At 57.5% G+C, this 20,565-nt stretch carries 19 protein-coding genes; 5 read left to right on the plus strand and 14 right to left on the minus strand.

The features are described from left to right. Positions 1–56 precede the first annotated feature (56 nt). The 6 genes from BHE81_RS03055 to BHE81_RS03080 are packed head-to-tail and all read right to left on the minus strand — an operon-like array spanning position 57 to position 6,844. Entirely contained in the window at positions 57–1,421 is a 1,365-nt protein-coding gene (locus BHE81_RS03055) for an MFS transporter (RefSeq protein ID WP_002891473.1), read from the minus strand. A 10-nt stretch (positions 1,422–1,431) separates the two neighbouring features. Continuing rightward, entirely contained in the window at positions 1,432–2,250 is an 819-nt protein-coding gene (locus BHE81_RS03060) for a sugar phosphate isomerase/epimerase family protein (RefSeq protein WP_023302237.1), read from the minus strand. 57 nt (positions 2,251–2,307) lie between these two features. Further along, entirely contained in the window at positions 2,308–4,005 is a 1,698-nt protein-coding gene (locus BHE81_RS03065; RefSeq protein WP_023302236.1) for an FAD-dependent oxidoreductase, read from the minus strand. 10 nt (positions 4,006–4,015) lie between these two features. Further along, complete coding sequence (locus BHE81_RS03070; protein WP_002891541.1) at positions 4,016–4,336, minus strand: NIPSNAP family protein; 321 nt, start codon at positions 4,334–4,336, stop codon at positions 4,016–4,018. Between the two features lie 13 nt (positions 4,337–4,349). Next, positions 4,350–6,026: an FAD-dependent oxidoreductase gene (locus BHE81_RS03075; protein WP_023302235.1), complete on the minus strand. Its 1,677-nt coding sequence runs from the start codon at positions 6,024–6,026 to the stop codon at positions 4,350–4,352. Continuing rightward, on the minus strand, positions 6,023–6,844 hold the full coding sequence (locus BHE81_RS03080) for a shikimate dehydrogenase family protein (RefSeq protein WP_019705321.1): 822 nt from the start codon (positions 6,842–6,844) through the stop codon (positions 6,023–6,025). Before BHE81_RS03080 ends, BHE81_RS03075 begins: the two co-directional genes overlap by 4 nt. 152 nt (positions 6,845–6,996) lie before the next feature. On the opposite strand from BHE81_RS03080, the gene BHE81_RS03085 reads away from it, so the two are divergent. After that, a complete protein-coding gene (locus tag BHE81_RS03085; protein ID WP_002891624.1) occupies positions 6,997–7,755 on the plus strand; it encodes an IclR family transcriptional regulator domain-containing protein in 759 nt (252 codons plus the stop codon). Positions 7,756–7,794: 39 nt separating this feature from the next. Here BHE81_RS03085 and BHE81_RS03090 read toward each other — a convergent pair whose 3' ends face one another. From BHE81_RS03090 to BHE81_RS03125, 8 genes are all read right to left on the minus strand, one after another. After that, entirely contained in the window at positions 7,795–8,127 is a 333-nt protein-coding gene (locus BHE81_RS03090) for a hypothetical protein (RefSeq protein ID WP_004178748.1), read from the minus strand. A gap of 248 nt (positions 8,128–8,375) precedes the next feature. Then, the gene (gene cyoE, locus BHE81_RS03095; RefSeq protein ID WP_002891629.1) at positions 8,376–9,263 is read right to left on the minus strand and encodes a heme o synthase; all 888 of its coding nucleotides are present in this window, start codon (positions 9,261–9,263) and stop codon (positions 8,376–8,378) included. Positions 9,264–9,274: 11 nt separating this feature from the next. Continuing rightward, entirely contained in the window at positions 9,275–9,604 is a 330-nt protein-coding gene (locus tag BHE81_RS03100) for a cytochrome o ubiquinol oxidase subunit IV (protein WP_002891634.1), read from the minus strand. Further along, the gene (locus BHE81_RS03105; protein ID WP_002891635.1) at positions 9,604–10,215 is read right to left on the minus strand and encodes a cytochrome o ubiquinol oxidase subunit III; all 612 of its coding nucleotides are present in this window, start codon (positions 10,213–10,215) and stop codon (positions 9,604–9,606) included. Before BHE81_RS03105 ends, BHE81_RS03100 begins: the two co-directional genes overlap by 1 nt. After that, the gene (cyoB, locus tag BHE81_RS03110) at positions 10,205–12,196 is read right to left on the minus strand and encodes a cytochrome o ubiquinol oxidase subunit I (protein ID WP_002891638.1); all 1,992 of its coding nucleotides are present in this window, start codon (positions 12,194–12,196) and stop codon (positions 10,205–10,207) included. Before cyoB ends, BHE81_RS03105 begins: the two co-directional genes overlap by 11 nt. A 19-nt stretch (positions 12,197–12,215) precedes the next feature. Continuing rightward, positions 12,216–13,160, minus strand: a complete 945-nt coding sequence (cyoA, locus tag BHE81_RS03115; protein WP_002891641.1) for a cytochrome o ubiquinol oxidase subunit II — start codon at positions 13,158–13,160, stop codon at positions 12,216–12,218. Between the two features lie 479 nt (positions 13,161–13,639). After that, positions 13,640–15,115, minus strand: a complete 1,476-nt coding sequence (gene ampG / locus BHE81_RS03120) for a muropeptide MFS transporter AmpG (RefSeq protein WP_004178749.1) — start codon at positions 15,113–15,115, stop codon at positions 13,640–13,642. A gap of 43 nt (positions 15,116–15,158) precedes the next feature. Next, positions 15,159–15,737: a lipoprotein gene (locus BHE81_RS03125; protein ID WP_002891647.1), complete on the minus strand. Its 579-nt coding sequence runs from the start codon at positions 15,735–15,737 to the stop codon at positions 15,159–15,161. A gap of 302 nt (positions 15,738–16,039) precedes the next feature. On the opposite strand from BHE81_RS03125, the gene bolA reads away from it, so the two are divergent. The 4 genes from bolA to clpX all read left to right on the plus strand — a co-directional run bounded on the left by bolA (position 16,040) and on the right by clpX (position 20,459). Continuing rightward, positions 16,040–16,357: a transcriptional regulator BolA gene (gene bolA / locus BHE81_RS03130; protein WP_002891649.1), complete on the plus strand. Its 318-nt coding sequence runs from the start codon at positions 16,040–16,042 to the stop codon at positions 16,355–16,357. A gap of 345 nt (positions 16,358–16,702) precedes the next feature. Further along, a complete protein-coding gene (gene tig / locus BHE81_RS03145) occupies positions 16,703–18,001 on the plus strand; it encodes a trigger factor (protein WP_004147333.1) in 1,299 nt (432 codons plus the stop codon). Positions 18,002–18,310: 309 nt separating this feature from the next. After that, positions 18,311–18,934 (plus strand): ATP-dependent Clp endopeptidase proteolytic subunit ClpP, encoded by a 624-nt coding sequence (clpP, locus tag BHE81_RS03150; protein ID WP_002891804.1) that lies wholly within the window; start codon positions 18,311–18,313, stop codon positions 18,932–18,934. Positions 18,935–19,184: 250 nt separating this feature from the next. Further along, positions 19,185–20,459 carry an ATP-dependent protease ATP-binding subunit ClpX gene (clpX, locus tag BHE81_RS03155; RefSeq protein WP_002891807.1) on the plus strand — a complete coding sequence of 425 codons (1,275 nt, stop codon included), beginning with the start codon at positions 19,185–19,187 and terminating at the stop codon, positions 20,457–20,459. Positions 20,460–20,565 lie beyond the last annotated feature (106 nt).

A 20,565-nucleotide genomic window follows, 5' to 3' on the forward strand; every position in this document is an offset into this window, starting at 1 on the left:
TTTATTAGCTGCTGAAGGCGGTGCAATCCGCCGATTGCACCGGGAACCAGATGCCGCTATGACGCTCCGCGCACAGACGCGGGGGAAGTTGAAGCGACGGGAGGATGACCGGCCGCAAAGATGCCCTTCGCCGCCAGGCCTGCGACGGTGAGGGCTGCCGGGATACCGAGGATCAAAAAGACGCTTTCAAAGGGCAGGTTGAGCGCCATCATCTCGGCGCCGGCAAAGGCGCTGAGAATGGCGCCGATGCGCCCGACGCCGTGCATCCAGCTGGATCCCGTCGCCCGCGCCTGTGTAGGGTAGTAGCGGGCGGAGAGGGCGTTCATGCCGGTATTCGCGCCGTTCAGGCAGGCGCCGCTGATAAACGCCAGCATACAGAGCAAGGCAAAGCTGCCCGCGGCGTAGCCCATCGCCATGGTGAACAGGCCGCCAACGGCGTAGATTATCCCCAGCGCGCGATGGGGGTTGATCCTGTCCATCAGCCAGCCGGCAAACAACGAGCCGAGGGTGCCGCCCGCCTGGTAGATCGCCGTCATGATGGCCGCCTGGCTAACGGTCATTCCTACCGCTTTAACCAGCGTTGGCAGCCAGCTGCCGAGGATATAGACCAGGAACAGCCCCATAAAGTAGACCAGCCATAGCATCAGCGAGCCGAAACCGTACTGGCGGGAGAGGACAATGCGCATCGCGTTGCCGGCCGCTGGCTGCGCCGGTAGGATAAACCTCACATTGTCGCTGATTTGTCCGGGATAGAGACGGTTAAGAATGGCGCGTATGCGCGCCGCGGGCGCTTGTTTGATCACCAGAAAACGAACCGATTCCGGCAGCAGCCAGATGAGCAGGGGGGCAAACAGCAGCGGCAGAATACCGCCGAGCGCCATCAGCGAGTGCCAGCCAAACTGGGGGATCAGCCACGATGCCGAAAATCCTCCCGCCGCCGCACCGAAGGTGAACCCGCAAAAGATGACGGTGATAATAAATGAACGCTGGCGTTCCGGGGCGTATTCCGACACCAGCGTCCCGATATTCGGCATCGCGGCGCCCAGCCCGAGGCCAGTCATAAAGCGAAAGAACATCATCTGTTCTACGTTGTGCGAGAAGGCGGTGGCGATGGTCCAGAAACCGAAGAAGAAAACGCTGTTGATGATGATTTTCTTACGTCCCAGCCAGTCGGCGAGCGGGCCGGAGAAAATCGCCCCCAGCGCGAGGCCGATCAGCGCGGCGCTGATCACCAGACCCAGCTGGTGGTTGCTTACCCCCCATTCCAGCTTTAGCGTCGGGGCGATAAAGCCCATGATCGCGATATCAAAACCATCGAGAGCGATGACGCAAAAGCCGAGAAATATAATCAGCTTCTGAAATCGGCTCAGCGGGTTACGATTTATTAACTCTCTGACATCCAGGCGTTGAGTCTGTGTCATAGCGTATTCCTTATGCGCAGGCGTGCAGGTAGGGCTGCGCGGCATCGAACAGTAACTGCGCCCGCTGAAGAGGCGGCAGGGCGCCTTGCTCGCCGTCAAGCGGCACTTCGAGAGAGACCGGCAGCGTCGCCGGCAGGGCCGACATCAGACCATGCAGATCCAGACCGCCTTCCCCCGGCACGTTGCGCGCCGAGCGGGCCTGGCGGATAAGTTCCTGCTCGCTCTCCGGCCTCTGCGCCGCGCCATCGCAGAGTTGCATATAGTTGAGATGATGCGCGGGCAGGCTGGAGAGGGCGGCGAGCGATTCTCCCGCGCGCCAGAAATGGAGAGCGTCCACCAGAATGCCGATGTCTTCCCGCCCGCTGGCGGCGATTAGTGCTTGCGCTGCGGCGATGTTGCGCAACTGGGTCCAGGGCATCGGCTCAAGATTCATGGTCAGCCCAAATGGACGACCGGCCGCGGCGAGGATGGCGAGGTTGTCAGCGCTGCGCTGAAGGTTGTCATCATTGCCGGCGACTAACACCTGTCCGGCGCCAAGACGCGCGGCGGTCTCCATAAAACGCTGCAGCCGATCGTCGAGGGTAAACCCGGGGGTCAGGCGGACGATCTCCACGTCCGACACGCGGATGCCAGTTTCCATCAACGCGGCGAGCGTCGCCCGGACGGCCGGGGTATCGCCCAGCATGTCGTAGTCCGGGTCGGTCGGTGTGGCGGGGAGCAGTCGCAGTCCAACGTGGGTAAAACCGGTTCTGGCCGCAATCCGCACCTGTTCGGGGGGAGGGACATCGAGCAGGGTCAGCGCGGCGAGCGATAGGGTACGCTTGTTCATAAAGGGCTCCGGTACAGTTGCAGGTGAAGAGAGTTAGGGTGCATCCATTCGTGGAAATCAAGCTATGTTATTGTTTGTATTTGTTTTTTTTGCCAGATTTTTACCCACCAGATAGCCGAAGGTCATGGCGGGCCCGAGGGTGATCCCTCCGCTGGGGTAATAGCCGCGCATCACGCTCGACATGTCGTTGCCGATGGCGTACAGACCCGGTATCGGCTGCTGCTGTTCATCCAGCACCCGGGCGTGTTCGTCGGTTTGCAATCCGCTGAAGGTGCCCAGCGAGCCGGGCAGAATGCGCACCGCGTAGAACGGCCCTTCGCGCAGCGGTCCGAGCGTCACCTGATGGTCACCCTGGGCGCGGTTATAGGCTGATGCCCCGCGGTGAAAATCGACGTCTTCGCCAGCGCTGGCGAAGTGGTTAAAGCGTTCAACGGTTTCCGCCAGCGCATTGGCGTCGATAGCGCACTGCTTCGCCAGCTCCGCCAGGGTGTTTCCTCGCTGCAGATAGCCGGTACGCAGCCAGGCGGTGGGGGTGAACGGGAACGGTCTGGCGTGGCCCAGGCCGTAGCGACGCAGCGCGCGACGATCGGCCAGCAGCCAGGCCTGCGGCGTGTCGCCCGCGGGTGTGGCCGCCAGCAGGGCGGCGATAAAGTCATGGTAAGAGTCGGCCTCGTTAACAAAACGTTTGCCGTTGGGCAGGACGGCGATCACCCCGGGTTTGGCGCGCTCCACCAGATGAGGAAACATTAGCTGCTGGCCGCTGGCCAGAGTGACGCGGGACACCGGCGCCCAGGCCAGCGGGTGGCGCAGGGAAGTGTCGAACTGGCCGCCGACGGATTCGCCAAGCCTGATCCCCTCGCCCTGATTGTCCGGCGGTGCGGCGGAGAAATGGCCGTAACCCTCCGCCGCGTGGGGCACCACCTGCGCCAGCCGCTGGCGATCGTGGGGAAAACCGCCGCAGGCCAGCACCACGGCGCCAGCTTCGACGTGAATCTCCCCGCCGTCGCTGCGCAGCACCGCGCCGGACACGCCCGGCGGACCCTGCAGCAGCCGGACCACCGGGGCATTGAGCTGAAAACGCACGCCGGCGTCGAGGGCGGATCGCAGCAGACGGGCGACCAGCGCATTGCCATTGACCAGATGCTGCCCCCGTCCGGCGCGTAGCCGCTGCCAGCCGTGGCGCAGCAGGCGGCGGGCAGCATACAGCGCGGAGCGCGGCGAGCGGGTGGCATTGAAAAAATGCGCCATATCCGCGCCGCCGGCGATGCCCATCCCGCCCAGACTAATGGTTTCCAGCGGCGGACGCAGGCGATGGAGCCAGTCGCCGAGCAGGCGGCCATCGTAGGGTTGCGCGGTGACCGACCGCCCACCGTTCGCCGCACCCGGCGACGGGTGAAAGTCCGGCATGGCGCTGCCCGAGAGAAACTGCACCGCCGTCCGCTGATGGAAAAATTCCACCATCTCCGGCCCGTAACGCAGGAAGGTTTGCAGACGAATATCGGCGGCTTCGCCCCCCATCTCATGCTGCAGATAGGTCAGCGGCGCGTCGGCTGCTTCGTCGATGCCCTCCGCCCGCGCCAGCGGGTTGCGGGGGATCCACAGCCAGCCGCCGGACCAGGCGCTGGTTCCGCCGAGCACTGACGCTTTCTCCGCCACCATGACGCTGGCGCCGTGCATCGCCGCAGTCACCGCGGCAGAGAGCCCCGCGGCGCCGGAGCCGACCACCAGCACATCCACCTTCACAGGCCCGCTCATGTTGGACTCCTTACTGCAGAGGTGAAAAAGCGGTGGGGCGCATCAGCACCGACTCGAGGCGTTCCACGGCGGCCAGTTCGCGATTTTTACGCGAGAAGGTCTGCCAGCGTTCGTCCTGGGCCATCCGCGCGCGGCGCACCAGACGATCGTCCAGGCTTTCATAAGCCCAGATGTGCACTACCTGATTGACCACGCCGATCTCGGTAAAAAAGAAGCCGATTAGCTGGCCGAGATGGTCGGTTTGCACCGCCAGGGCATCGCTTTGGTACAGCGCCAGCCAGTCGGCCATTTTCAGCGGATTGATGGTGTACGTGCGTTTTTCGTAGATCATGATGTTTTCCTGATTAGTGGGTGGAGTGTTGTGCCAGATGGCAGGCGGCGAGATAGCCAAACGTCAGCCCCGGGCCGAGGGTGATGCCGGGGCCCGGATAGGTGCCGGCCATCAGCGAATCCATGTCGTTTCCCACCGCGTACAGCCCCGGGATGGGGTGTCCTTCGGTATTGACGACCTGGGCATCGGCGGTGGTGACCAGGCCCCGTGAGGTCCCCAGATCGCCGGTATAAAGTTTGATGGCATAGAACGGCGCGCTGAGCAGGGGGGCATTACAGGCGTCAGGCTGATGGCCCGGATCGCCCATCGCCCGATTATAGCTGTTGCCGCCTTTAGCAAATTCCCGATCCACGCCCTGCGCGGCGTCGCGGTTGTAGCGGGCTACCGTCTCGCTCAGGGTTTGGGTATCCAGACCAAGCTGTTGCGCCAGCGCGGCCAGGGTATCGGCTTTGTGCAGATAGCCAGCAGCGACCAGGGCGTCATTATTGACCGGCGCCGGGCGCGCCAGTCCGAGGCCATAACGCTTCATCACCTGGGCGTCGCAGAGTAAAAAACAGGGGGCATTTTCCGCTGCATCCTGCATTGCGCTGGCGAAATGGTGATAGGAGCTGGACTCGTTGACGAAGCGTACCGCCCGCTGATTGACGGCAATCACGCCCGGTTTTGCGCGATCGGTTACCAGATGGGGGAAGCGCTCCTCGCTGCCGTCGGCCCGGGTCAGCACCGATACCGGCGCCCAGAAAAAGTTGGAGGCCCGATCGGCTCCCTCGCGAGCGTTAAGCGCCGCCGCGAGATGCAGCGCGGCGCCATCGTTGGCCGGCGGCGACATGGTGAAGTGTTCGCGGGTATGTGGCCGATAGCGCGCCGCCAGCGCGCCCGCGGCGAAGCCGCCTGCGGCCAGCACCACCCCGCGTCGGGCGTGCAGCGTCTCTCTTTGCCCCTGATACTCAATCTCCACCCCGCGGACCGCGCCTTGCGCTTCGCACAGCGTCAGAACATTGACATTCAGCCGCAGGTTCATGCCTTTACGCAGCGCCGTAGTCGCCATGCGGGCAATCAGCGCATTGCCCATCGCCAGGCGGGTACCGCGAGGGTACTTCACCCGGTCGCGGGCATAGCGCAGCAGCAGCCGGGTGCAATGGGCCAGGGAGCGCAGCGAGCGGCGCATGTCGAGAAAATGTTGAATATCGACGCGGTTGACCATCATCCCGCCAAACAGCAGCATCCCCGGCGGCGGTGAACGCAGGTCGCGAAACGCGTCCCCCAGTTCACGGCCGTCATACTCCACCACCTCCAGCGCACGACCGACGTCGACTGCGCCGGGTTCATCCGGATAGTAATCGGGCGAGAGCGGACGCAGGCTGTACTTTACTGCCCCCTCACGCTCGAGAAAGGCCAGCGCCTCCCGCCCGGCGCTGACAAACGCTTCGGCAAGATCTTCGCGGTACTGGCCCTCGCCGATAATGGTTCGCAGGTAGGTTTTCATCGCCTCGGCGCTACCGCTTTTGCCCTCGGCGCGCGCCTGGTCGGTATCGTGCAGCCACACGGCGCCGCCGGAGATGGCCGAGGTGCCGCCGAAATGGCCGGCTTTCTCCAGCATCAGCACCGACAGCCCTTTACAGCAGGCGGTGACCGCGGCGGCAAAACCGGCCGCGCCGCTGCCGATGACGATCACATCCCAGCTCTTCATGCCGCCGCTCCCTGCGCCTGCGGGATGGCGCCGATAAACTGGCCCATCAGCCTCATCTGCGCCAGCGCCATTTCCGGCCCGGTCTGTACTTTGCAACCACGTGCGGCGGCGAAAGTGAGCAACGGCGTCATCACCGGGGCGGTGACAACGTCGGCCACATGAGTGGTGCTGTCGAGCGTATCCAGCAGCGCCTGCGGTAGAGGCAGCTCATCAAATCCGGTCATGCCGGCCGGTGAGCCATTAACCAGTAGATCGAGGCCGTAAAGGGTGTCTGGCAGCGCGCTCAGTTGCACCGCCGGAAAGGCCTCGGCCAGAAGGTCATGCAGGCGCTGCCGGGTGGCCGGGGTTTGATCGTGCAGGGCCAGCCGACGGATCCCCGCCTCGCACAGTCCCCAGGCGATGGCGCTGCCGACGCCGCCGCAACCGGAGAGCAGCGCCTGCTTACCTGCCGGCTGAAAACCCTGCGCCTCGGCGGCGAGCTGAAAGCCGACGCCGTCCAGCATATCGCCCTGCAGGCGGCCATCCGCCAGCTTGCGGATCACATTGACGGCGTTGAGTCGGCGGGCGCGCGGCGTGAGGTCGTCGACCAGCGCGGCGGCGCGTTGTTTATGCGGTACCGTCACCAGCACGCCGGTCATGTTCTGCCAGCCGCGCAGGGCGTTGAGGTAGGCGGCCACCGCGTCCGGGACGATATCCACCGGGATCATGACGCTGTCCATGTGCTGTTCGGCAAAGTAGCGGTTGAAGTTATCCGGTGATTTCACCTGGGCGATCGGATGACCAATCACGGCGACAACCTGGGTAGTTCCACTGACCATTTCAAACCTCATTTGTTAAATGAATGTTGTGAAAGTATTTCAGTGGAAGCTGGGAGCGACAACGCAGAATTCGGACATGTCGGTTGTTAATCGCACGAACGCTGCGATAATCGCAGGAAATCGATAATGATGTTGCAAAAATGTGAGCGAATATGCAAAACACCATTCATCCACGCGATCTGATCGTCGGTTTACAAAAAGGGCTGGCGCTAATTCAGCTTTTTTCCAAAACCTGCCCAAAGCTCACCGTCGCCCAGACGGCGAAAATGAGCGGTCTGACGCAAAGCGCCGCGCGACGTTTTCTGCTGACGCTCCTGCATGAGCGCTATCTGCAAACCGACGGGCGCTATTACTGGCTTACCCCGAAGACGCTGCGGCTTGGCCAGGCCTATGTCGATTCGGCGCAGTTTCCTCGCATGGTACGGCCGATTGTCGAATACATCGCCAGCCGGACCGAAGAGCACGCCTCGGTGGGGGTGGTGGATGAAGATGAACTGGTCTATATCGCCCGCAGTCGGCATACGCCGTTCAACTCTACGTCGGTGCGGCTTGGGGAGCGGGTGCCCATTTTCTGTACCGCCGGGGGGCGACTGTGGCTGGCTTCGCTGCCGGAAGCAGAGTGTGAGACCGTCCTGCAGCGCATAACCCGGGAACAACGTACCCCCTATACGGTGACCGATATCGCGTCGCTGATGGAGAAAATCGCCCAGGTACGGCGCCAGGGATACGCCACCATTGAGCAGGAGTTTGAGATTGGCATGCTGGTGCTGGCGGTGCCGTTAACCGACAGGGAAGGGACCTGGTGGGGGGCGCTGAGTCTGACCAGTCATCAATCGCGCACTTCGCTGGAAGCGTTATGCCGCGATCACCTCGATCTGCTCTACAGCGCGCAGGCGATGCTGGTGGGTTAAACAGGGCAGCCAGTGGCGCTGCCCTAAGATAGACGTCGCTTAGGCCGACGCTTTGGTCAGAAAGGTGTTCCAGTCGCTGGCCGCGTTATTCACGAAAGTATTCCAGCTGTTGCCGGCGGTGTTAACAAAGCTTCCCCAGTTTTCCTTTCCGGCGGTCACAAAGGTTTCCCAGTTTGACTGTCCGGTCAGGAAGGAACCAAACGCCATCGCGCTGTCGCCGACGAAGGAGGCAAATGCGGTGCCGGAGGTCAGAACAAAAGAGGTGAAGCCGACGCCAGAGTTGGCGACAAAGCTGGCGAAGCCGCTGGCTGCGCCGAACAGATTAAAGCCACCGGAGATATACTCCATTTCGTTCAGTGTTAACTCTTTCATTGCAATTCCTTGTAGTGATTATTTCCCAAAGGGGCAAGAGCCCCGGCGAAAGGTAGCATCGCAGGACCGTGCGGCGCGAGTGATGCCCGATGCGTACTGGCTCAATTTTTCCTCATTTTTTGATATGAAAGATAGTGGGAAAGCGACGGGGGAGGGGAGGGAAGTATGAAATGCGAAAGAATCCGGTGAGGGAACAGAAAATAAAAGCCCCGTAAAAACGGGGCCTTAGAGCGTACTGGAGTGCGTAATTATCTCACGTAAGCCAGCAGACTATGTGAATCCGGCACCATAAAGTCAACGGACATCATCACGGACAGCGCGGTGATGGCGACGATAGAAAAGACGAACAGCTTACGCGCCCAGACTTTATCATCGGCCACTTTATAGCCACGCAGCGCCATGCCCAGCCACCAGACGCTGACCGCTGCCGCCACGACCAGGTATTTATACCCGGCGTAGCCGCCCAGCGAGAGCATCAGGGTTGCCACGGCAAAGGCGACGATGTACAGCGTAATATGGTTTTTGGCGACCGAAATGCCTTTCACCACCGGCAGCACCGGAATATTCGCCGCCTGATAATCCTTAAAGCGGAAAATCGCGATGGCGTAGGAGTGAGGCATCTGCCACAGGCTAAAGATAGCCAGCAGGATCGCCGCACCGCTGTCGAAATCACCGGTGACCGCGCAGTAGCCAATCACCGGCGGCGCAGCGCCGGAGAGTGAGCCAATCAGCGTGCCGTAGACGGAGTGGCGTTTCATGTACAGGCTGTAGACGCCGACATAAACCACGAACCCCATCACCCCCAGCCAGCAGGCCAGCGGGTTAGCGCCGAACCACAGCAGCATGAAGCCAGCAATACCCAGCAAGGTGGCGTACACCAGCGAAGCTTCTGGCGAGATCAGCCCTTTGACCAGCACCCGGTTTTTCGTCCGTTCCATCTTACGATCGATGTCCCGGTCGATGTAGTTGTTGAATACACAACCCGAGGCGACCACCAGGGATACTCCAAGGAGCGTCCAGACGAACAGCGGATAGTCGATGTGGCCTTTGGAGGCCAGCAGGAAACCGCCGATCACGGAGATCAGGTTGCCAAAAATAATGCCTGGTTTCGTTACTTGCAGGTATTGCTTAAACATACTCGCCGCTCTTAGTGCATCATCATGTTGTAGTTCAGGTTCCACATAATCCAGATGGAGCCGACAACCACGATCGCAATGATGATTACGGTGAAGATAAATGCGGTCAGGTTCCAACCTTCATCGGACTTGCTGTTCATATGCAGGAAGTACACGAGGTGTACCACGATCTGCACCACAGCGGTCACCAGAATGGTGCCAAGGATAACCGCATGCGAGGCGGAGCCACTCATCACCATGGCGAACGGAATGACCGTCAGGATGATGGACAGGATAAATCCTGTCATGTAGCTCTTCACGCTGCCGTGAGAAGCGCCGCTATGATCGGTAGAATGACTCATTACATCGCCCCCATCAGATAGACAACCGAGAACACGCAGATCCACACGACGTCCAGGAAGTGCCAGAACAGGCTCAGGCACAGGATACGCGTGCGGTTAGTGCTGGTCAGGCCACGACGTGAAACCTGGAACATCAGCACCGCCATCCAGATAAGACCGGAGGTCACGTGCAGACCGTGGGTGCCGACCAGCGCGAAGAACGCGGACAGGAAGCCACTACGATCCGGACCAAAGCCTTCCATGATCAGGTGATGGAATTCATAAATTTCCATCCCGATAAATCCGGCGCCAAACAACCAGGTCAACGCCAGCCAGGAAACCACCTGGCTTTTGTTGTTTTTGTACATGGCGATAGCCGCCATGCCGTAGGTGATGGAGCTGAACAGCAGCAGTGCGGTTTCAACCAGAACGAACGGCAGTTCAAAAATATCTTTGCCCGTCGGTCCGCCGGCCGTGCCGTTCACCAGAACGGCATAGGTAGCAAACAGCGTAGCGAAGATAATGCAGTCGCTCATCAGGTAGATCCAGAAACCGAATACCTTCATCGGTCCTGTATCATGGTGCCCGTGTTCATGCGCGTGGGCAGTATGCGCAAGAGTATCAGTTGCCATTTTTCAGCCCTGCTTTGTTAATCTCATCGAAATGCTGTTTTTCCAGTTTTTCGACTTCTGCAACCGGTACGTAGTAATCCACGTCCTCGTCAAAGCTCTTAATAATCCAGGTCGCTACGATGCCGATGAAGCTGGCGATCGCCATCCACCAGATATGCCAGATCATGGCGAAACCAAATACCGTAGCGAAGGCGGCAATCACGATGCCGGCGCCGCTGTTTTTCGGCATATGAATTTCTTCATAGTGAGCAGGCTGTTTGTACGCTTCACCTTTCTCTTTCATTTCCCAGAAGGCATCACGTTCGTGAACCTGAGGAACGATAGCGAAGTTGTAGAACGGCGGTGGAGAAGAGGTTGCCCACTCCAGCGTACGGCCACCCCACGGGTCACCGGTCAGGTCACGGTTCTGATCGCGGTCGCGAATAGACACGTAGAACTGAATCAGCTGGCACAGAATACCGCAGGCGATCAGCGCCGCACCGCAAGCTGCAATAACCAGCATCGGGTGGAACTGCGGATCGATCTGCTGGCTCAGACGACGGGTCATACCCATGAAGCCCAGCACGTACAGCGGCATAAACGCCACGAAGAAGCCGATGATCCAGAACCAGAAAGCGCGTTTGCCCCAGGTTTCGTTCAGGGTGAAGCCAAAGGCTTTCGGCCACCAGTAGGTCAGACCTGCGAAGCAACCGAACACTACGCCGCCGATGATAACGTTATGGAAGTGCGCAATCAGGAACAGACTGTTGTGGAGAACGAAGTCCGCGCCCGGTACCGCCAGCAGCACGCCGGTCATCCCACCTACGGAGAAGGTCACGATAAAGCCGATAGTCCACATCATCGCCGAGTTGAAGACGATGCGACCCTGATACATGGTGAACAGCCAGTTGAAGATCTTAACCCCGGTCGGGATCGCGATAATCATGGTAGTAATACCGAAGAAGGCGTTTACGTTCGCGCCAGCACCCATGGTGAAGAAGTGGTGCAGCCAAACGATGAACGACAGAACGGTAATACAGACGGTTGCCCATACCAGAGAGGTGTAACCGAACAGACGCTTACGCGAGAAGGTCGCGGCGATTTCGGAGAAGACCCCGAACACCGGCAGAACCAGGATGTACACTTCCGGGTGACCCCAGGCCCAAATCAGGTTGATGTACATCATCATGTTGCCACCCATATCGTTGGTAAAGAAATGGGTGCCCAGGTAACGATCCAGGGTCAGCAGCGCGATGGTGACGGTCAGAATTGGGAACGAGGCGATAATCAGGATGTTAGCGCACAGAGATGCCCAGGAGAATACTGGCATCTTGAACATGGTCATGCCCGGGGCGCGCATCTTGATAATGGTCACGAAGAAGTTAATACCGGTCAGGGTAGTACCGATACCGGAGAGCTGCAGCGCCCAAATCCAGTAATCAACCCCTACGCCAGGACTGTACTCAATTCCCGACAGCGGCGGATAGGCCAGCCAACCGGTCTGCGCGAACTCACCAACGCCCAGAGACAGGTTAACCAGAATCACGCCCACAACGGTGAACCAGAAGCTCAGGTTGTTGAGAAACGGGAAGGCTACGTCGCGCGCGCCGAGCTGAAGCGGAACCACCAGGTTCATCAGACCGATAACAAACGGCATCGCCACGAAGAAGATCATGATAACGCCGTGGGCGGTAAAGATCTGATCGTAGTGATGAGGCGGCAGGAAGCCGGCTTCCCCGGCCGAAGCCAGCACCTGCTGGCTACGCATCATGATGGCGTCAGCAAAGCCACGCAGCAGCATGACGATTGCCACGATAACGTACATGATACCGAGACGTTTGTGGTCGACAGAAGTCAGCCACTCGTTCCATAGGTAGGACCACTTACCGAAGTAAGTGATGGCTGCCAGAAGCGCCAGTCCCCCAATGATAATCGCAGCCACCGTTACCACGATAATAGGTTCGTGGTAGGGCACTGCATCCAGTGTAAGTTTTCCGAACATCGTTTTCTTCCTCGGCCCCTTAGTGAGCGGTTTCCGCGTGGCTCATGTCCATGCCTTCCATCCCGTCGTGAGCAGCGTGCTCGCCTTCAGGTTTAGACATGTTCATGCTCTCGTGAGACATGAATTTGTTCACAACATCTTTGAACAGATCCGGTTTCACGTTAGAGAAATATTCCACTTTGTTGTATTCGCTAGGCACAGCCACTTTCTCGAACGCGGCCATGGAGTCCATGGAGTTCGGAGACTGTTTGGCTTTTGCAACCCACTGATCGAAAGTCGCCCGATCCGGGGTGGCAATCGCTTTGAACTTCATACCTGAGAAGCCCGGGCCACTGTAGCTAGCGGAGATACCGTCATAAGTACCAGCTTCGTCAGCAATGAGGTGCAGCTGAGTCTGCATACCGGCCATTGCATAAATCTGGCTACCTAAGCGCGGAATAAAGAACGAGTTCATCACCGAGTTAGAGGTCACTTTGAAGTGTACCGGTACGTTCGCCGGGAAGGCGATTTCGTTAACGGTAGCAATACCCTGTTCCGGATAGATAAAGAACCATTTCCAGTCCATCGATACGACTTCGATGGTGATTGGCTTCTCGTCATGGACAAGCGGTTTGCTTGGCTCCAGTGCGTGAGTGGTTTTCCAGGTCAGAACGGCCAGGAACAGGATGATCAGAATAGGTACCGTCCAGACCACAGCTTCCACTTTGTTGGAGTGTGACCAGTTCGGGCTATACTTCGCATCTTTATTGCTCGCGCGATACTTCCAGGCAAATCCTACTGCCATCAAGACGGCGGGAATAACGACAATCATCATCAGGCCGAAGGCCGTCAGAATCAAAGAGCGTTGCTCCAGTCCAATCTGTCCTTTTGGGTCAAGGAGTGCAGAATCACAACCACTGAGTAATACAGTACCTGCGATTAATGACATCCATCCCAAACTTTTATTGTATTTCCTGAGTCTCATTGAACGACCTCAATTCCACGGGATCTGGTGGCGTTTAAAGTGTATGGGCATTTTACGGTAAGGTTGCATTACTGTAAACATGATTGGATCTCTGTCAGTTCTGTGTTAGCGGCTTCTGCTTGGTTTGTCACATATGTAACGTAGTGTTACTTAATCGCTTGCAAAGCCTGATTTTCGCGGGATTGATAACGAAAGGGATAAGAAAAGGAGTGCTTAGCGGCTAATGGGCATAACCACCCACAAATTAGAACAATTGTTTAACATTTAATTATCAAATAAAAGACATTGTGAAAACGGAAAATAAAATCCCCGGAGCTGAATCGGTTAAATTATTTAAAGAATCGAACGAAAACTGTCAATAATTTCCAGAAATCAAAAACGCACAAAACAACAAATAGCGCGGCGGACAATATAAAAGCGTTAATAAGCCGTTATAATTACGTTTCGTAATTACAACGGCTAATAATGATGCTGGATCCTTAAATCAGGCGGGTTTTACGCAGCGCCAGATAGTCAAGCAGGCCGCCGAACAAAATCCCGCCGACGGCGGTGAGCGCGGCAACCTCCAGCAGGCCGGACAGGAAGGAGAACGACGTATAATCCAGCGCGTTGAGGATCAGCAGCGCCAGCCACACCGCGAGCAGCAGGCAGCCCAGAGTCAGGATCCCCAGCGCCAGCGCATAGGCCTGCGGGAACTCGCTACGCGGCATAAAGCTTGCGGTGCGTTGGGTATGCTCAAGCGTTTGCCGGCACAGCAGCAATAGGGCAATCCCCGGCACCGCCGCAACGACAGAGAAGAGATAGAAGGTCGACCAGCCGTGAGCCTCGACAAACCAGCCGGCAATCGGCCCAACGTATACGCGACCGACCGCAGAGAGCGCCGAGAGCAGCGCGAACTGGGTGGCGGAGAACGACTTATTACATAGCGTCATCAGCAGCGCGACAAATGCCGCCGTCCCCATTCCCCCGCACAGGTTTTCAAAGAATACCGCGGTCGCCATGGAATAGAGGTGCTTATCGGTAATCGACAGCAGCCAGTAGCCGGCGTTAGAGACCCCCTGCAGCAAACCGAAAATGAGCAGTGCCCGAAACAGCGTCAGCCGCTGCATCAGGACGCCGCCGTACAGGGCGCCGAGAATGGTGGCGAACAGGCCTAAGGTTTTGTTCACCATTCCCACTTCGCCAGCGTCAAATCCCACGCCGCGGATCAGGAAGGTGGTGGTCAGGCTCATGGCAAACGCATCGCCAAGCTTATAAAGGACGATGAGCAGCAGAATCAGCCAGGCGTTGTTGCGGCCGAAAAAATCGCGCAGCGGTTCGGCTACCGCCTGCTCGAGCGATCTGGGGACCGGGATAACGTCGCTCGGTTCGGGCGCCAGCAGCGTGGCGATAATGCAGGGTACCAGCAGCGCCGCCATCAGCCAGTACATCCCCTGCCAGCCGAGATAGCGGTCGGCAAGCCACAGGGCCAGTCCACCGGAGACCAGCATCCCCAGGCGATAGCCCAGCACGCTGATCGCGGCGCCGGCGCCACGCTCTTCTGCTGGCAACACGTCGGTTTTCCAGGCGTCGAACACAATATCCTGCGACGCCGAGCAGAAGGCGATCACCACCGCCAGCGCCGCCATCCAGCGTAATTGGGTGACCGGCTCAAGAAAGCCCATCGCCGCGATCGCCAGCAGGAGTAATACCTGGGTGGTCAACAGCCAACCGCGACGACGCCCAAGAAACGGCGGCGTATAGCGGTCCATCAGCGGGGACCAGAGGAATTTAAAGACATAGGCCTGGCCGACGAGCGAGAAAAAACCGATCGTTTTCAGATCGATATTTTCCACCGTCATCCAGGCCTGCAGGGTACCGGAGGTGAGAGCCAGCGGCAGACCGGAGGCGAAACCAAGGATCAGCAAAATGGCTGATTTCGGCTGCTGAAAAATGCGTAAGTAATGACTGGACATAGCATAAAGCACGAACCCGGCGGAGGCCGGGTTCGCGATAGCATTAACGCGCGTTTTGCTTGATGAAATCGTGGATGCTGGTGTCCTGCGCCATATCGGCGATGGTATCGGTCAGGACGCTGTTGACGGCATCAGCGATGTTTTTGTTCGAGGCCTGGAAGGCGCCTTCAACGGAGTAGCTGGCGCGGTAGTTTTTGGTCATTTTCGTGCCGTTTGCCGCGGTGGCGATGATGGCGATATCGGCTTTGGTGGCGATGTTATAGCGCACGTTACCCTGAGAGACGTCAGCATAGAGTTTGTTGACGATGATCTGCAGATCGACCGCGCCGTTCGGGCCAATCATGTAGCCGCGAGACGTCATCTGTTTCTCCAGCACTTCCTGCAGCAGGAAGCGCAGATCGCGGGAGGCGGTGAGAGTGACCAGCTGATTGTCACGCGTCACTTTCGCCAGCGCCTGGTCCGGACGCTGATCGGCGCCGTTGATGCTGACGGTCACGCCCATCAGGCTTGGATCCTGCTGCGGCAGCGTGATTTTCGGCGATACTTCAATGGTGGTCGGCGGCGTGGCGCATCCTGCCAGCATAAACATGGCGACCAACGGGAAAAGAATCTTCTTAAGCATGTTCAGGTCTCAACGCATGGTGTTGTTATAAGGAAAATTACCGCCATCATAGCATTGCCAACGGCAAGGGGAAGTGGCAACGCGTGTAAATCCATCGTGCTGGCGGTTTTCTGAGCGTCCCGCCACGGTTAATGGCTCGTTCCCCGACGGATCTGGCGACCAGAGCCAGTAAACGTGATACTTTTGAATGAAAATATCAGAACAATGCTAATTTTTTGTTGTTTTCTCCTAATGGAAGCGGTAAAAGCGGCTAACATTTAAATGGAGTGGCGGCATCTCAGCGTTGTCGGAGGAGAAAATTCATGATGATACGTGAACAGATCGAAGCAAAACTTAGAGCAGCGTTCGACCCGATGTATCTCGAAGTCGTGGATGAAAGTTATCGTCACAACGTCCCTGCGGGCTCTGAAAGTCATTTTAAAGTGGTGTTAGTGAGCGATCGCTTCACTGGCGAGCGTTTCCTCAATCGCCACCGTATGATCTACGGCACGCTAACCGAGGAGCTGTCGAATACGGTGCATGCCCTGGCGCTGCACACCTACACGATTAAAGAATGGGAAGCATTACAGGATACGGTATTTGCTTCGCCGCCGTGCCGCGGCGCAGGGAGTATCGCTTAGAAATCCCATTTGCAACCGCTGGCGCTTTTCCAGTATGTTGCTTGCAGATTTAGCAAAAACGGCCTACGGGCCGTTTTGTTTTGCCTGGAAAATGCGCAAAGTCAGCGCTTTTGCGGGCAAATTTGAGCGGGAAATGTGAAAAATGCCGCAGCATCAGGCGACAACCGTTCTCGACTCACAAAAGTGATGCCGCTATAATGCCGCGTCTTATATATGAATGTCTTCGGGATGATTCTGACGACAGGGAATGTGTTTCTGATTTGAAGAGGGCATCCCGGTTCTGCGAAGCCACCTACACGCGCTTCCAGAGTTGACCGAGCACTGTGATTTTTTTGAGGTAACAAGATGCAAGTTTCAGTTGAAACCACTCAGGGCCTTGGGCGCCGTGTAACGATTACTATCGCCGCTGACAGCATCGAGAATGCTGTCAAAAGCGAGCTGGTCAACGTAGCGAAAAAAGTTCGCATTGACGGCTTCCGTAAAGGCAAAGTGCCGATGAATATTGTTGCTCAGCGCTATGGCGCTTCCGTTCGCCAGGACGTGCTGGGCGACCTGATGAGCCGTCATTTCGTTGACGCGATCATCAAAGAAAAAATCAATCCGGCCGGCGCGCCGAACTACGTTCCGGGCGAATACAAACTGGGCGAAGACTTCACCTACGCGGTAGAGTTCGAAGTGTATCCGGAAGTTGAACTGCAGGGTCTGGACGCGATCGAAGTTGAAAAACCGGTTGTTGAAGTCACCGACGCTGACGTTGATACCATGCTGGAAACTCTGCGCAAGCAGCAGGCGACCTGGAAAGAAAAAGAAGGCGCGGTTGACGCTGAAGATCGCGTAACCATCGACTTCACCGGTTCTGTTGACGGCGAAGAGTTCGAAGGCGGCAAAGCCTCTGACTTCGTACTGGCGATGGGCCAGGGTCGCATGATCCCGGGCTTCGAAGACGGTATCAAAGGCCACAAAGCGGGTGAAGAGTTCACCATCGACGTGACCTTCCCGGAAGAGTACCACGCAGAAAACCTGAAAGGTAAAGCGGCTAAGTTCGTTATCAACCTGAAGAAAGTCGAAGAGCGTGAACTGCCTGAGCTGACCGAAGAGTTCATCAAACGTTTCGGCGTGGAAGATGGTTCCGTCGCTGGCCTGCGCGCTGAAGTGCGTAAAAATATGGAACGCGAGCTGAAAGGCGCTGTGCGTAACCGCGTGAAGTCTCAGGCTATCGAAGGTCTGGTTAAAGCCAACGAGATCGACGTTCCGGCTGCCCTGATCGACAGCGAAATCGACGTGCTGCGTCGTCAGGCTGCTCAGCGTTTCGGCGGCAACGAGAAACAGGCTCTGGAACTGCCGCGCGAGCTGTTCGAAGAGCAGGCTAAACGTCGCGTCGTTGTTGGTCTGCTGCTGGGCGAAGTGATCCGCACCAACGAGCTGAAAGCTGACGAAGAGCGCGTAAAAGCCCTGATCGAAGAGATGGCTTCTGCGTACGAAGATCCGTCTGAAGTCGTTGAGTTCTACAGCAAGAACAAAGAGCTGATGGACAACATGCGCAACGTGGCGCTGGAAGAGCAGGCTGTTGAAGCCGTGCTGGCGAAAGCCAAAGTGTCTGAAAAAGCCACTTCCTTCAACGAACTGATGAACCAGCAGGCGTAATTTCGCCCCTATCGTTTAAGGTTCGAGCAAAAACCCGTTGCCGAAAGGCGGCGGGTTTTTTTTTAAGATAATGATAGCCACAGGCACGGTGCGAAAACGCATTAACCATGATAGCGTTACAGCAAAAGCTTGTTATGCTTGAAATATGGCAACACCATCCCCATTACCGGGGGAGGCAACTGCATCCGCAATCGCACGCGTATTGAAGAGGCGGTGACGCATTCAGCGGATAGAAACTGTGGCTGATAATCCGTCCGTAAGGTTACAATCAGTGCAGCAGGTATTTTAAAATTACTCCAGGAGACGGAAATGTCATACAGTGGCGAACGAGACAACTTTGCACCCCATATGGCCCTGGTGCCGATGGTCATTGAACAGACCTCACGCGGTGAACGTTCTTTTGATATCTACTCCCGTCTGCTTAAGGAACGCGTCATTTTTCTGACCGGCCAGGTCGAAGACCACATGGCAAACCTGATCGTGGCGCAGATGCTGTTTCTGGAAGCGGAAAACCCGGAAAAAGACATTTACCTGTACATTAACTCTCCGGGCGGGGTAATCACCGCCGGGATGTCGATTTATGACACCATGCAGTTCATCAAGCCGGATGTCAGCACCATCTGTATGGGGCAGGCCGCTTCTATGGGCGCGTTCCTGCTGACCGCCGGGGCGAAAGGCAAGCGCTTCTGCCTGCCGAACTCCCGCGTGATGATCCACCAGCCGCTGGGCGGCTATCAGGGACAGGCGACGGATATTGAGATCCACGCCCGTGAAATCCTGAAGGTGAAAGGACGCATGAATGAGCTGATGGCGCATCATACCGGCCAGTCTCTTGAGCAGATTGAGCGTGACACCGAGCGTGACCGCTTCCTGTCTGCTGCGGAAGCCGTGGAGTACGGGCTGGTCGACTCTATTTTGACCCATCGTAATTGATGCCCAAGGCGCAAGGGTGCCGCTTTACGCTTCATCCTTCTCGCCACGTCTGTGCGAGCGGTTGGCTTTTATTCGGCCGCTTGTCTGGCAGGCTTGCGGCCGGTGGCTTCGCTACCGGCTCGATGTAGCGCGAAGGATTTTGTGTATATACTAATGAAGGGCGGCACAACGCTATATGGCGGCTTGCGCCTGAGAATGGCATTTGCGTCGTCGTGTGCGGCACAAAGAACTTAAAAAGAGGTTTGGACTCATGACAGATAAACGCAAAGATGGATCGGGCAAATTGTTGTATTGCTCTTTTTGCGGCAAAAGCCAGCATGAAGTGCGTAAGCTGATCGCCGGGCCATCCGTGTATATCTGCGACGAATGCGTTGATTTATGTAACGACATCATTCGCGAAGAGATTAAAGAAGTGGCGCCGCACCGCGAGCGCAGCGCGCTGCCGACGCCGCACGAGATTCGCCACCACCTTGATGACTACGTCATCGGTCAGGAACAGGCGAAGAAGGTGTTGGCGGTCGCGGTATACAACCACTACAAGCGTCTGCGCAATGGCGATACCAGCAATGGCGTAGAGCTGGGTAAAAGCAACATCCTGCTGATCGGGCCGACCGGTTCCGGTAAAACGCTGCTGGCGGAAACGCTGGCGCGCCTGCTGGATGTGCCGTTTACCATGGCGGACGCCACTACCCTGACCGAAGCCGGTTATGTGGGTGAGGACGTCGAAAATATCATTCAGAAACTGCTGCAGAAGTGCGATTACGACGTGCAGAAAGCGCAGCGCGGCATCGTTTATATCGACGAAATCGACAAAATTTCGCGTAAATCCGATAACCCGTCGATTACGCGCGACGTCTCAGGCGAAGGCGTGCAGCAGGCGCTGCTGAAGCTTATCGAAGGGACCGTTGCCGCCGTTCCGCCGCAGGGCGGGCGTAAACATCCGCAGCAGGAGTTCCTGCAGGTTGATACCTCCAAGATCCTGTTTATCTGCGGCGGCGCGTTCGCTGGCCTGGACAAAGTGATTTCCCACCGTGTGGAAACCGGCTCCGGCATTGGTTTTGGCGCGACGGTAAAAGCGAAGTCCGACAAAGCGAGCGAAGGGGAACTGCTGGCTCAGGTCGAGCCGGAAGATCTGATCAAGTTTGGTCTGATCCCGGAGTTCATCGGCCGTCTGCCGGTAGTGGCGACCCTGAACGAGCTGAGCGAAGAAGCCCTGATCCAGATCCTGAAAGAGCCGAAAAACGCCCTGACCAAGCAGTATCAGGCGCTGTTTAGCCTTGAAGGCGCAGAGCTCGAATTCCGCGACGAAGCGCTGGACGCTATCGCCAAGAAAGCGATGGCGCGTAAAACCGGCGCCCGTGGCCTGCGCTCAATTGTGGAAGCGGCGCTGCTGGATACCATGTATGACCTGCCTTCGATGGAAGATGTCGAAAAAGTGGTCATTGATGAGTCGGTTATCGCCGGTCAGAGCAAACCGCTGCTGATCTACGGCAAACCGGAAGCTCAGCAGGCATCTGGTGAATAATTAACCATTTCACTCAAGCAGTTAACAAAAAGGGGGGATTTTATCTCCCCTTTTATTTTTCCTGCATTCCCGCCGTTGAATGTGTGGAATACATCCCCATATACTG

Origin of the sequence: Klebsiella sp. AqSCr (genome assembly GCF_008452795.1) — a bacterium.
Lineage (GTDB): Bacteria > Pseudomonadota > Gammaproteobacteria > Enterobacterales > Enterobacteriaceae > Klebsiella > Klebsiella pneumoniae.

What these genes read in the sequence shown, in the direction of transcription:
- BHE81_RS03055 (WP_002891473.1), bottom strand. Translation starts at nt 1,421, where the DNA reads ATGACACAGACTCAACGCCTGGATGTCAGAGAGTTAATAAATCGTAAC.
- BHE81_RS03060 (WP_023302237.1), bottom strand. Translation starts at nt 2,250, where the DNA reads ATGAACAAGCGTACCCTATCGCTCGCCGCGCTGACCCTGCTCGATGTC.
- BHE81_RS03065 (WP_023302236.1), bottom strand. Translation starts at nt 4,005, where the DNA reads ATGAGCGGGCCTGTGAAGGTGGATGTGCTGGTGGTCGGCTCCGGCGCC.
- BHE81_RS03070 (WP_002891541.1), bottom strand. Translation starts at nt 4,336, where the DNA reads ATGATCTACGAAAAACGCACGTACACCATCAATCCGCTGAAAATGGCC.
- BHE81_RS03075 (WP_023302235.1), bottom strand. Translation starts at nt 6,026, where the DNA reads ATGAAGAGCTGGGATGTGATCGTCATCGGCAGCGGCGCGGCCGGTTTT.
- BHE81_RS03080 (WP_019705321.1), bottom strand. Translation starts at nt 6,844, where the DNA reads ATGGTCAGTGGAACTACCCAGGTTGTCGCCGTGATTGGTCATCCGATC.
- BHE81_RS03085 (WP_002891624.1), top strand. Translation starts at nt 6,997, where the DNA reads ATGCAAAACACCATTCATCCACGCGATCTGATCGTCGGTTTACAAAAA.
- BHE81_RS03090 (WP_004178748.1), bottom strand. Translation starts at nt 8,127, where the DNA reads ATGAAAGAGTTAACACTGAACGAAATGGAGTATATCTCCGGTGGCTTT.
- cyoE (WP_002891629.1), bottom strand. Translation starts at nt 9,263, where the DNA reads ATGTTTAAGCAATACCTGCAAGTAACGAAACCAGGCATTATTTTTGGC.
- BHE81_RS03100 (WP_002891634.1), bottom strand. Translation starts at nt 9,604, where the DNA reads ATGAGTCATTCTACCGATCATAGCGGCGCTTCTCACGGCAGCGTGAAG.
- BHE81_RS03105 (WP_002891635.1), bottom strand. Translation starts at nt 10,215, where the DNA reads ATGGCAACTGATACTCTTGCGCATACTGCCCACGCGCATGAACACGGG.
- cyoB (WP_002891638.1), bottom strand. Translation starts at nt 12,196, where the DNA reads ATGTTCGGAAAACTTACACTGGATGCAGTGCCCTACCACGAACCTATT.
- cyoA (WP_002891641.1), bottom strand. Translation starts at nt 13,160, where the DNA reads ATGAGACTCAGGAAATACAATAAAAGTTTGGGATGGATGTCATTAATC.
- ampG (WP_004178749.1), bottom strand. Translation starts at nt 15,115, where the DNA reads ATGTCCAGTCATTACTTACGCATTTTTCAGCAGCCGAAATCAGCCATT.
- BHE81_RS03125 (WP_002891647.1), bottom strand. Translation starts at nt 15,737, where the DNA reads ATGCTTAAGAAGATTCTTTTCCCGTTGGTCGCCATGTTTATGCTGGCA.
- bolA (WP_002891649.1), top strand. Translation starts at nt 16,040, where the DNA reads ATGATGATACGTGAACAGATCGAAGCAAAACTTAGAGCAGCGTTCGAC.
- tig (WP_004147333.1), top strand. Translation starts at nt 16,703, where the DNA reads ATGCAAGTTTCAGTTGAAACCACTCAGGGCCTTGGGCGCCGTGTAACG.
- clpP (WP_002891804.1), top strand. Translation starts at nt 18,311, where the DNA reads ATGTCATACAGTGGCGAACGAGACAACTTTGCACCCCATATGGCCCTG.
- clpX (WP_002891807.1), top strand. Translation starts at nt 19,185, where the DNA reads ATGACAGATAAACGCAAAGATGGATCGGGCAAATTGTTGTATTGCTCT.